The sequence below is a fragment of the Aquirufa antheringensis genome, assembly GCF_004307425.1.
Classification (GTDB): Bacteria; Bacteroidota; Bacteroidia; order Cytophagales; family Spirosomataceae; genus Aquirufa; species Aquirufa antheringensis.
Genome location: NZ_SEWZ01000002.1, coordinates 342,842 through 355,316, shown reverse-complemented (window position 1 = coordinate 355,316; position 12,475 = coordinate 342,842). Strand labels below are relative to the sequence as shown.

7 protein-coding genes are annotated in these 12,475 nt (G+C 42.5%); 4 read left to right on the top strand and 3 right to left on the bottom strand.

Annotated elements, in window-relative coordinates; all coding sequences use genetic code 11:
* Positions 1-21: 21 nt before the first annotated feature.
* Together EWU21_RS04430 and EWU21_RS04425 are read right to left on the bottom strand one after the other, a co-directional pair.
* Positions 22-507, bottom strand: coding sequence for an asparaginase domain-containing protein (locus EWU21_RS04430; RefSeq protein WP_130895604.1), 486 nt, complete (start codon positions 505-507; stop codon positions 22-24).
* A gap of 3 nt (positions 508-510) precedes the next feature.
* Complete coding sequence (locus EWU21_RS04425) at positions 511-1,893, bottom strand: hypothetical protein (protein ID WP_130895603.1); 1,383 nt, start codon at positions 1,891-1,893, stop codon at positions 511-513.
* A gap of 243 nt (positions 1,894-2,136) precedes the next feature.
* Here EWU21_RS04425 and EWU21_RS04420 point away from each other — a divergent pair, with 243 nt between their 5' ends.
* The 3 genes from EWU21_RS04420 to EWU21_RS04410 are packed head-to-tail and all read left to right on the top strand — an operon-like array spanning position 2,137 to position 10,479.
* Positions 2,137-8,202 carry a LamG-like jellyroll fold domain-containing protein gene (locus EWU21_RS04420; RefSeq protein WP_130895602.1) on the top strand — a complete coding sequence of 2,022 codons (6,066 nt, stop codon included), beginning with the start codon at positions 2,137-2,139 and terminating at the stop codon, positions 8,200-8,202.
* A gap of 8 nt (positions 8,203-8,210) precedes the next feature.
* Positions 8,211-9,113, top strand: a complete 903-nt coding sequence (locus tag EWU21_RS04415) for a PorP/SprF family type IX secretion system membrane protein (RefSeq protein WP_130895601.1) — start codon at positions 8,211-8,213, stop codon at positions 9,111-9,113.
* A 1-nt stretch (position 9,114) separates the two neighbouring features.
* Positions 9,115-10,479, top strand: coding sequence for an OmpA family protein (locus tag EWU21_RS04410; protein ID WP_130895600.1), 1,365 nt, complete (start codon positions 9,115-9,117; stop codon positions 10,477-10,479).
* Between the two features lie 33 nt (positions 10,480-10,512).
* On the opposite strand, the gene EWU21_RS04405 is transcribed toward EWU21_RS04410, so the two are convergent.
* On the bottom strand, positions 10,513-11,667 hold the full coding sequence (locus tag EWU21_RS04405; RefSeq protein WP_130895599.1) for a helix-turn-helix domain-containing protein: 1,155 nt from the start codon (positions 11,665-11,667) through the stop codon (positions 10,513-10,515).
* Positions 11,668-11,873: 206 nt separating this feature from the next.
* On the opposite strand from EWU21_RS04405, the gene EWU21_RS04400 reads away from it, so the two are divergent.
* Positions 11,874-12,470 (top strand): hypothetical protein, encoded by a 597-nt coding sequence (locus EWU21_RS04400; protein ID WP_130895598.1) that lies wholly within the window; start codon positions 11,874-11,876, stop codon positions 12,468-12,470.
* Positions 12,471-12,475: the final 5 nt, after the last annotated feature.

The window sequence follows — 12,475 nt, the reverse complement described above, 5'->3', positions numbered from 1 at the left end:
GTTTTATGTGGATGCAAGGTATTAATTTATTGTCTCGAATTCACCCTTTTCTAGGTTCTTGCGGACGTTATTCGTCGCAAAAATCTTGCCGTTCATCGAAATGTAGACGCCGGGGTCGAGGATTTGGAGGAATGCCAAAGCACTTCCTAGGTTAAACATCCCATCTGAGCTACCAAACTTGTAGGGAATCATGGCGCCGGTGAGGACGATGGTTTTTCCCAAATTCTGCGCGGCCAAATACTGCGCGGTTTGCACCATCGTATCGGTTCCATGGGTAATTAAAATGCGATCAGCAGCGGCAGATGCGCAGGAAGACGAGATGAGCTGGCGATCGATATCGTTAAATTCTAAACTGTCTTTCATTAAAAGCGTATCGATATTCACCGAAAGTCTGCTGCGGCCCTTCTCCAGCATCTCTGGCAGATGCGTGTCTTTGAAAAACAGGGAGCCATTCAGCTCATTGTATTCTTTGTCAAAAGTCCCACCGGTTACGAAGATTTGGATCATATCTTAGTCGTTCAAAAATTCCTCGCTTACTTTAAAATAGTGCTTGTTCAATCGATAGACTTTCAAGCGGGAATCGGTGTCTGATTTTTTGAAAATAATGAAATTGACATCGACTTGAAGGATGGCTTTTAGCTTCAGATTTAATTGATTTAAAAGGTCATTTTTTAACCGAATATTGTGTGAAAAATGTACGCCTTTTTGCTCGATTAGTTCAAGTAATTCGGAGTTAGGAACGTCATCGTTTTTCAACAAAAAGCGCAGCACTTTTAGCTCTGTTTCGTCAAAATTAATGGCCGCATTTCCTACATACAGCATTCCGTTTTTATCGGTAATAAGGGTCGGTTTTGCGGGTCTGTATTTACGCCAAATATAGGCGATTAAACCCAGCAAAATTAGACCTAAAACCAGGTTAAAATAGGAAGAGTAGGTGGACCAAAAATCAATTTTGATGAAGTCCTCTTTTGATTGTGAGTTGCCTAAAAATTCCGGTAAGGATATGGAAACTAAATCGATGCCTTCAGAAGCGTGGTTATTGGCAAAAAAATAGATTCGTTCGTTCTCCACAAAGGGCTGCATTTTAGGCGATATTTTGCTGGATACAGCTTCATTAGAGAATATTTCGTAGAAATTATCGCTGAAGTTTACGCGGATAATTCTACGTTCATCGGTGAAGGCAAAATAGTAGTTTTTGTACTGAAAATTTTGGGGATTATTTCCAAAAAACAGGGCCGTTTTACCTCTATTTTCCCAGGTTTTACTCCGCAAATTAAAATGCCAAACGGTTTGATTTTTTTCAAACTTTAAATTATCGAAAGGATCAATGGACATGCCATTAAAATACGTAATTTCATCCCCATTTTTATATTGATTTACATCGAATAATCCAGGCGGAATTTGATCCCCTTGGACGGGGGAATAGGCCTCCCATTCTTTGGAGTTTAAATCAAAATAAGTGAAGAAATTACGCGCTGACCAAAAGCCATATCCCCCAAACTTAAATATGCGATTATCAAAGGTAAACGAAGCCGAATTAATCTGCATTTTATGCTCAAAAGATTGATCGATTCGGACCAGTTCATTCTGCCGTAATTCATACACCATCCCGCCTAAATTATCCGCCAAATAAATTTTATTGTTTACCTTAAATAGGTTGTGAGACGCGGGGGTAAATTTTCTGGCAAAGGTCGTATCTGTAAACTTGAAAGGGATGGGAGCAGACGCCGTCATTTCGGGAATCTTGATCGTCCTATATTGTCCCTTTTCGATGATGTATATATAGGGTTTCTGGTAGCTTATCAGGGTTTCTCCCTCGTAGGCCAAACTAATTTCCTCGGATTTCCCCGGGAAATAAATGAATAGTATAAAAAGTATAAACAGCGCTCTCATGTGGTTTAAAATTAAGCTAAATTTTTTAAAAACTGGCTAATTGTAAAATTTGCTCAAAATCTTGAGGGATTCGAGTTAGTCCAATTTTTTTTTGGACTAATTACTCAAATTGATCTCTAAAGATTGATTTTCCTTTGCCGTAACTTAGTGTTAATAATTGAATTTTTGAGTCATTCGTTGATATAACGTAAGGTTCATGCGTACCAATAACGGAGATAACTCCGTGTTCTAAATTTTATAAATATGTTTATTTTAAACAATTGGACAGGCTTTTTAAAGTCTTTTCATAAAGCTACTTGTTTTTTAATCCTAGTAGTTTCGCTTGTCTTATTTTCTGGGAAAGCGCATGCTGCCAAACTGTATTTCAATGATATATACAAAGCAACGGGTAGTTCTTATTCAATTCAGCCAAGTTCTCTTGATGGTATAAGTTTTATATCAGGTTCGGGATTTAAGTTTACGTCTGCTAACCCTGCTGATGTTAGTTTTTCTGGTAATAACATTGCAGGTATTCTTTCTTATACTAATTCGTCTAATCAACAAGTTAGTATCTATGGTGTTATATCCAGACAGAATAAAGCAAACGGTAACACAATGGCAGTCAATTTTATGCCAACAGATAATACCTATACTACTGTAACTGGAGAAGGATATATTTTAGTTATTCCTTCAAAAGAAGGATCTTTTCAAAATGGAATAAACGTAGGTACATCATCAGATCCTATAGCCGCAGTTTTAAATGACGTACTTACTACTCAGAATTCATCCTCTATTATTTCAATCAATGACGTGACAGTTAATAACACTGACTCTTACGCAGTATTTGCAATCACACTATCAAGGACTGCTACAGGTATTACAACCTTTACACCAAGTTTATCTCCAGCTACAGCCACATTAAATACGGATTACACAAATAGTCTTCAGTATTACAATGGAAGTACTTGGGTCAATATTTCAAGTACAGTGTCAATTGCTCAAGGTGTAACAAGTTTACAAATTAGAGTACCCATTTTGAATGCAGGTGCAGTTTCCAGTAGAAAATTTAATTTAAATACAGGAGCTATATCTGGAAGTAATGTTTTGAATAGTGACGGAGCGTATGGAATAGGTACTATTCTGCCTTCACCTTCCATAACCACCACAGGAACCTTAAAAACATTCTCAACGTGTTCGGGCTGTGCGGTTAACCCTCAAGCATTCACCGTTTCAGGTTCAAACTTAACTGGAGATCTAGTAATTATGGCACCCACGGGAGTTCAGGTTTCTACGAATGCGAATAGTGGATTTGCATCAAGCATTAATCTTGTTCCAACTTCAGCTACAGTGCCAACAACTACTCTATTTGCGAAATTGACTAATAATTCAATATCGGCAGCTTCGGGAGTCATTTCTGTCACATCTACTAGTGCAACAAGTAAGACATTGACTGTCACGACTAATACAGATAACGCATTGCATTTTGATGGAGTAGATGATTTAGTGGTATTAGACAATTTAGGCAGCAATGGTAATTTAGCTTTTACAGGGACGGCAAGTTTTACTTTAGAAGCTTGGGTCAAAAGAGAGGATGCTGCTGGTCTTCAAATGGTAATATCAAAATACAAGGGTGGAGTAGGGGGAAATTATTATTTAGCGCTTAATAATGGTAAACCATTATTAAATAGAGAATCGTATCCCTATAGTGTAACATCAGATAATGTTTTGCCAATCAATGAATGGCATCATATCGCGGGAGTTTACGATGGTTCAAATATGAAATTGTACGTTGATGGTGTTCTCGTTAAGACTGGAGTAGGTCATACGGGGTCTATTAGTTCTGTATCAACAATCCCAGTTGCAATTGGTGGAGGTTTGGTAAGCGGAGGATCCCCTTCCTACATGTATAAGGGTGCAAGTGACGAAGTAAGAATTTGGAACACAGCTAGAACATCAGATCAAATAAGATTAAATTATCTAACTGAATTAGCTGGAAATGAAACAGGATTAGTGGCCTATTATAAATTTAACCAAGGAGTCTTAAATGGCACTAATTCAATAAATGACATTATAACTAATAGTACGAGTGTAGCTAATATAAATGGTGCCTTACAAGGTTTCGCTATGTCTGGGACCACATCAAATTTTGTACCTGGAATAATCCCAGAAATTTCTGGTGAAGCTATATTAAGTAAAGGCGCAACCACAAACTATACAAATGGATTAACCGGTGGAACTTGGTCTTCTACTGATACTAATATTGCTACAGTGGATCCTACTACAGGTGTGGTAACAGGTGTGAATGCTGGAACAAGTACCATCACTTATACTTTGTGTGATAAAACGGTTTCCAAATTAGTTACTGTTGTTATTCCTACAATCACTACATCGGGATCTTTAACGACATTTACTACGTGCTTAGGTACTGCATCTGTAGCCCAAACATTTACAGTTAGTGCTCAGTATTTAACAGCAAATTTAGTTTTAACGGCTCCGGCAGGTTATGAATTAGCGGCAAGTTCAGGCGGGACTTATTCCTCTACTTTAAGTATCGCGCCATCATCGGGTTCCGTCAGTGCAAGATTAATCTATGTGCGTTTGTCTTCTGCCTCTATTGATGGGCAATCTGGTACTATCAGTATCACTTCTTCGAATGCTGTTACACAAACTATTACCACAGGTAATGCATCTGTGACTAGTAGCGTAGGCGGATCAATTTCCGGATCAGCATCTGTTTGTTCTGGGACTAATAGCACTGTTTTAACCTTATCTGGTGAAACAGGATCCATAACTAAATGGCAATCTTCATTAACGTCTAATTTTACTTCCGTAACAGATATTGCTAGTACTTCGGCAAGTATCACAGCGACTAACTTAACAGCGACTACTTATTATCGTGCGGTTGTTACTTTAGGATCTTGTACTGCAGCAACTAGTTCGGTAGCAACAGTAACTGTGAATGCGTTACCTACGGTTTCAGTCAATGTCATTCCAGATGTGACGACATCAGCAACAAGCTTTACCGTTCCTTACACTAATTTGACTGTTGGGGCAGATCAGTACTCATTAACGGCGGGTACTACAGCCATGACAAATTTTGTAGTGGTTTCGAATGCTTCTGTTACAACTAGTCCATTGACCATATCGATTCCAGCGAGTGCTCAGAATAGTTATGATTTTAACTTAACGGTAAAGAATAGTACGACGGGTTGTACATCAGCAATTGTACCATTTGTGTTAAGTGTTAGCGATATAACGCCTGGAACAGTAAGCGGCGATCAATCGATTTGTTATGGTTCTACCCCAGCAACAATTACCAGCTTAACTGACGCTTCTGGAGGGGGTTCGCCTACTTATATTTGGCAAATTTCTACCAATGGTCATTCAGGTACTTATACGGATATTTTAGGGGCTACGTCTGCATCTTACTCGCATCCAGTTGCCTTGACGTCCACGACTCATTTTAGAAGAAAAGCGACGATCGGTGTTTCATTTGCCGTTACACATCCAGTTGAGGTGTTAGTAAATGCGCTGCCTACAATCGCCGTATCTCCGTCATCGGCCTCTATTACAACGGGATCTTCTGTGTCATTGTCTGCCTCTGGAGCGAATTCCTACAGCTGGACTCCATCAACAGGGTTGTCTGCCGCGAATACCGCAGCAGTCACCGCGACACCAACTGTTACAACCACCTACACTGTTACGGGGACGAATTCAACGACTTCATGCTCTTCTGCTGTAACAGTGACGGTTAGTGTTAATCCGGCATTAACTGCCGGAACGATTTCAGCTGATCAAACCATTTGCGTAGGCGCTACGCCGGCTAGCTTAAGCTCAGCTATTGATGCAAGCGGAGGAACTGGGTCGCTTGTTTATGTATGGCAGTCTAGTATTGATGGTACAACCTTTAATACGATTTCGGGCGCTACTTCATCGACCTATTCCCCTGGAGCAATTTCAGTGAATACCTATTTTAGACGCGGAGTGAGTACAGCAATTGATGCGGTGGTTTATACTTCAGCGATTCTAATTACGGTTCAATCAAGTGTGGGTGGAACGATAGCAGGATCTGCAGCCGTTTGTGCTGGAACAAATAGTACAGTGTTGACATTATCAGGTTATACTGGATCGGTAACGAGATGGCAATCTGCTTTAGCGGCGGATTTCTCTGGAACAGTAACGAATATCAATAGTGTTTCAACCAGTATTACGGAAACTAACTTAACGGCAACTAAATATTACAGAGCGGTAGTTAGGGTAGGTGTATGTGCAGCATCAAATAGTTCTGTTGCAACAGTGACTGTGAATGCATTGCCAGTAGTATCAGTTTCACCTTCGGCGCCATCGATTACATCTGGATCGAGCGTTACGTTAACAGCCTCTGGCGCATCGACCTATACTTGGACTCCTTCCACAGGATTGTCTGCGACTAATACGGCTGTAGTGACAGCATCACCTACAGTAACGACGACTTATTCTGTATCAGGAACTAGTTCTTCTTGTTCATCCACTGCTACCGTGACTGTCACCGTGACGACTCCAACTCCAGTAGCTGACACAGACGGTGATGGAGTCACCGATGCACAAGAGGCCATTGACGGAACAAATCCTAACGACGTTTGCTCTTACCTAGTAGCTAGCCAAACGTTGACGCCTACCTCTGCATGGTCAACGGCGGATTGCGACGGAGACGGTACGCCTAACGGAACAGATACAGATCCTAACGATCCTTGCATTCATTTAGCAGGCGCAACTCCAGTAACCACGAATGCGATCTGGCGTGCGGCGGATTGCGATGGTGACGGTGTGACCAATGGAAAAGAAACGGATGACGGAACGGATCCGAATGAGGGATGTTCTTATGTAGTCGCGAGCAGAACCTTAACGCCTAGCACGGCTTGGGGAACGCTAGACTGTGATGCGGATGGAAATTCGAATGCAACGGATCCAAATATTGATGCGCCAGTGGCCTCTAATGATTTGGTTAACTTACCAAGTTCGGGTGCTTTAACGGTTAACATTTTAACGAATGATGATTTCTTGCCAGGTGCAAATACAGAAATTTCGAGACAATTGCCTCCAAATGACGGTACGGCCAAAGGAACCGTCACCTTTAATCCGCTTACGGGCGAGATGACGTATAAGCGCGCTCCATTTGAGACCGGCCTAGTAACGATGGGTTACAAGGTAACTAATAAGGCGGTATCGCCACCGGTTTCTGCGTTCGCTTTTGTGACGATTTTGGCTTGTGACTTACAGGATCCATTATCCGATTGCGACGGTGACGGTGAGCCGAATGGAACGGATTTGGCCCCTACAGATCCTTGCGTTTACGAACCTACGCGTCAAGTGAAAGCGAACGTATCGGATGACTGGAAAGCCTTGGATTGTGACGGCGACGGCGTTTTAAATGGAACGGAATTAGCAGATGGCACTTCGCCTTCCGATGCTTGTTCATTTAAAGCGGGAAGTATTACCATGGCTCCTAGCGCGGCTTGGTTACTATTAGATTGTGACGCGGATGGCGTGACGAATCAGGTAGAAGGAACGCAGGATTTAGATGGAGATGGAATTCCAAATTGCTTGGATACGGATTCAGATGGGGACAGCATCTCGGATAAATTAGAGACGATAGTGGATACGGATAGGGATGGTAAGCCGGATTATTTAGACTTAGATTCTGATAACGATGGTATCCTCGATTCCGTTGAAAACAAGGTGTGTACGGGCACCGGAATTCTCTGTGACACGGATGCAGATGGTACGCCTAACTTCCGCGATTTGGATTCTGATGCAGACCAAATCAAAGACGTAATCGAAGCGAGCGGTTCGGATTATAATCAAGATGGTATCGCGGATGGAAACATCGATGAGAAAGGAATTCCGTCCTCTGCGAATAAAGGTTTAACGCCGCCGGATACGGATCGCGATGGGAAATTAGATCCATACGATGTGGACTCGGATGGAGATGGAATCTCTGACTTTGACGAAGAGTATAATGAAGTGGCGGACTTCGCTGATTGTGATAAAGATGGGATTGTGAATCGACTAGATCCGGATGAGTGTGAGATTTTTGCACCTCAGGGGATTTCGCCTAATAATGATGACAAAAACGATCGATTAGTCTTCAAAGGATTGGTGTTCCGGAAGTTACCGAATCACTTGTCGGTGTACAACCGTTGGGGAACCTTAGTCTTTGAAATGGATGACTATGATAACAGCTGGAGTGGTACGATTCTGCCAGACGGAACCTACTTCTACGTGTTAGATTTCTATGGTAGAAAGCCTACCATCAGTAATTATTTAGCCATCGATCGTACGATTAAATAAGCAAGAAGATGAGAATAGTAATAATAGCAGTCCTACTTTTGGGATCTTATATAACAAACGCACAAATCGAATCGATGTACTCGATGTACCGATTAAACCCAATCGTTGTTTCACCAGCCTTTGCGGGACAGGTGGAACACCAAGGGGAAATCATCGCGATGAACCGCCAGCAATGGGTGGGGATTCAAGGGGCTCCTCGCACGATGGGTTTTACGGGTAATTTTAAATGGAAACCGAACACCGGTCTAGGGTTTGTTTTTCTTTCAGATGTGTCAGGTCCCTCGAAGATTATGACGGCCGCAGGGGATTTTGCCTACCAAGTGAAATTGAATGAAAGCTGGAAGGTTTCCGGTGGCGTTCGCGTGGGGATGTCAAGTCTAGGATTAGATTACGATGGTATCCAAGTCGTGGACCCTACGGATCCCGTTTTCCAGGGCAGTCGCACTACCGGAATGAAGTTCAATACGGGCTGGGGTTTGCGCTTAGCGAATAACAAAGGTTTGTTTGTGGCTATTTCGCAGCCGCGGGTGATTGGCTATGATTTTGGTTCTGGGAATGGGGGTTATAAAGATGTGACGTATCATTATGTGAATGCGGGAACGACCGTTCGACTTTCGAATAGCCTGGCTTTACAGCCTTCGTTTATGGCGCGTATCGCGAAAGATGTGCCGGTTAGCTGGGATGTAAACGTGAATGCTCGCATCGGGAATGCCTTCGATACGGGGATTTCGTATCGCCACAAAGATAGCTACGGTGCTCGTTTAGGCGTGCAGGCGAGTCCTAAAATCTATTTGACCTATATCTACGAAATGCCTATTTCGTCTTTAAGCAAAGTCACTTTGCAGTCTCACGAGATCGCGATTCGCTTATCGATTTTTAAGAAAGACGCACCAACTGAATCAGCCAAATAACATGAAGAACTTTATACTTTTATTGATACTAACGACCCTGTTTACGCCCACTTTTGCGCAGGACAGTACACAAGCCAAAACACCCAAGCGTCAGAGTTTCGCGCTAATCGGTGGCGTCTCCGATATGTGGCACCAAAACTTTGTGACTCGCCGGGATTACGTGCAGAGTTATACGCATTTTGGGATTCAATATGCGGCTGAAGTAAAGCCGAATGTGGATGTCTATGGAACCCTCATTTACGGTATACGAAATGCCAAAGATATGGCCTCAGCCGGCCTAGGTCTTCGTTACTATTTATTAGATCGCGAAACACACAAAAAGTTTAGACCATTTGCGAATTTCAGTGGTGAAGTCGTGGCAGATAACTCGACGCGTACGACCTACAGCGATGTGGATTTGACGGGTTCCGTAGGATCTGGATTTGACTTTAAAATCTTAGGCTCTTTGTACGGTCGCGCCATGGTGAATGTAGGTTTTCCTTTCTTCCAATTAGGTAAGGTAGACTTCACTGACGGTCGTGGTACTTATGCACATTATACCGCAGGTCTAGTGTACGAATGGGGGAACAAGCCTAAGCCAGCCCCGGTGAATGTAGCCGAGCCCTTATCGATCGATACAGACGGCGATGGCATCGTAGATAAAGAAGATAAATGCCCTACGGTAAAAGGCGTTCGTGCGAACAACGGTTGCCCACTAGATACGGATGGTGACGGCGTTATTGATGCAGAAGATAAATGTCCTACGGTGGCAGGTGTTCGGGCTAATGCTGGTTGCCCAGCGGATGCAGATGGCGATGGAATCATCGATGCGGAAGATCGTTGCCCTACACTAGCGGGTATTAAAGCGAATCAAGGTTGCCCAGCAGATTCAGATGGCGATGGAATTTATGACAGCGAAGATGCATGTCCTAACGTAGCTGGAATTGCTTCTTTAAAAGGCTGTCCTGCGCCTAAAGATGCGGATGGTGACGGTGTAATCGATGCAGATGATTTGATGCCAAACGTGGCCGGTTTAGTGGCCCTTCAAGGGGTGCCAGAGAACTTAGTGATCTACTTTAATACGAATCGATTTAGCTTAACGGCAGAGTCGATAAGCACCTTTGATATTGCGTTGGCCTTGTTAAAAGCTCAGCCTAGTCTAAAGCTGAAAGTGACGGGTCACACGGATTCTCGCCAAACCGTACAATACAACGTCGAACTTTCGAAGAACCGTGTATTCGAGGCGCGCAACTACCTGATGAAGCATGGGGTGAAGAAAAAGCGAATGAAATTGGCTTGGTTCTCAGAGTTAGTGCCAGCCGCACCGAATACGACGGTGGATGGCATGAAGCTGAATCGAAGAGTGGAAGTACAGATCGTAAAATAGAAAGAGGAGGCTTCTGAAAAGAGGCCTCTTTTTTTATAAGCTTTCCAAATATTGACTCGGCGTCATCCCCGTTTCCGCCTTAAACGTCGCATAGAAACCAGAGCGCGAAGAGAAGCCAGACTGGGCGCCTATTCCGTCGATGGACAGGGTGTCTGCCTTACCTGCTTTTAACAACTCTTTTGCATGTTCGATGCGTACTGTGGAGCGGTAGGCTGTGAATTTTTTCTGCAGGATCATGGTGAAGCAATAAATGATATGGTGCTTCGGGATGTCGAGTTTTTCCGAGATATCTTCGATGTCAAAATCCGGATATAAATAAGGTTTTTCGTTGTTGATGTAATCGACGATGAGTTGAGCGGTTTCTGCCAAAGGATCCTCCGAATCAGCCTCCTGAATCGTTATTTTAGGCGCCTTTTTAGTCGAGGTTGCGATAGGCATCCCGTATAGTATTTGCGGGAAGAATACGATTAAAACGAGGGGAAGTAAGGCGTAGGCAATTCCAGAAATATTGTAGGTAGGCTCGGATTCCATGATGACGCTGTTAACAGGCGCATCATATAGATCTAGCGTCATCACAAGGAAATTCACCGCCACGATTAAGGTGACTAAAATGAGGGTAAACAGCCAGTTATAGACGAGTTTATTTTGCTTGTTCCCATCTAAGTTTTTCCGCTCTCTCCGATGGTATTTTTGCAAGATGAAAACGCTGGCAATAGCATAGATAATCACCAAGCTAGGTCGTGTCACAAAGGAGATACTAGGTGGAATAAAGAAGCCGCTTCCTAGGGTTCGGACATTGTTTATATTCTCATTGATTAGCCTTGCCGTTTGTAATTTAAAGTCAAATGTGCTGAATAAATAGGGCGCAATATTGACAGTTTGAATGAGAAAAGGCAACAGATGCAGGTAGTCTTTTTTAGATGAAAATAGGCTTTTATCCGTGATGGTATTCCGCGTATACACATACAACATCGGGCCTGGTAAATACCATAAGGGAGAGAGATTACCGTAGAAAATGGCTGTCCAAAAAATGTCGTGGTGGTAAACCGTGAAATAATGGGTTAAGCCATACGTGGAGAATATCCCGAAAATCCCTGTTAATAATAACGCGTTCGGATTAATGCGCCAGTTGTAAATGGCGATAATCGCAGAGGTGATAATAGAGAACAGGGAGATGTATAAAATCATTTAATAAATGAATGCCGTGCAATTTAGTACATAAAAAGGAAAGTATTTTTTCTTGTCCAAGAAAAGATTCTTTCTGGAGTAGTCCAAAAAAACACAATTTGGACTAAATCCATTTTATCCTATAAAGAACAATCGCATTATTAATTCCAATTTTACTTATTAAATGGTTCAGAAAGCAAATTAAATGGCCATTTGAAGGTAAAATTATGAAAAGAATCACGCTTCTTTTATTGTTCGTAATGAGCTCAGTATCAGCTCAAACCTGGAATTTTTCCGTAGGGGCGAACACCACGAACTTTGTTTACACGGATTCGCAGGGGGTTAATCCTACCTATTTAAAGCCTAGTTCTGGGTTTAATATGACGCTAGGTTACGAGAAATCCATGTCGCGTCGTTTCCAATATGACCTGGGTCTAGCCTATTCACAATACAATGCCGTGGGTGATGTCCAAAATATTCCCTTCTCCTACCAGACCGATTTCATGGGACTTTCCGGGGGCATCGGTCCGAAGCTGGAATTTAGAAATGATTTCACTTTAATGCTGAAAGCGAGAGGAGCGGTCCAAAAAATGATTAACGGCAACCAGTTCTTACAAAACCATTACGAGGATTTAGCAGAAGACGAGCAGTTCAAAGGGCTTCGGTATTTCGTAGGATTCTCTTTAGAATTAGAGAAGAAAGTGAATTCAAACTTGTATGTGTATACGCAATACCAGCATTTGGACACGATTCAGTTTGGGACTTCGAGCCTGAACTTTGTACCCTCAACGGTTTCTTTTGGCATTAAGATACAGTCGAAATAGTATTT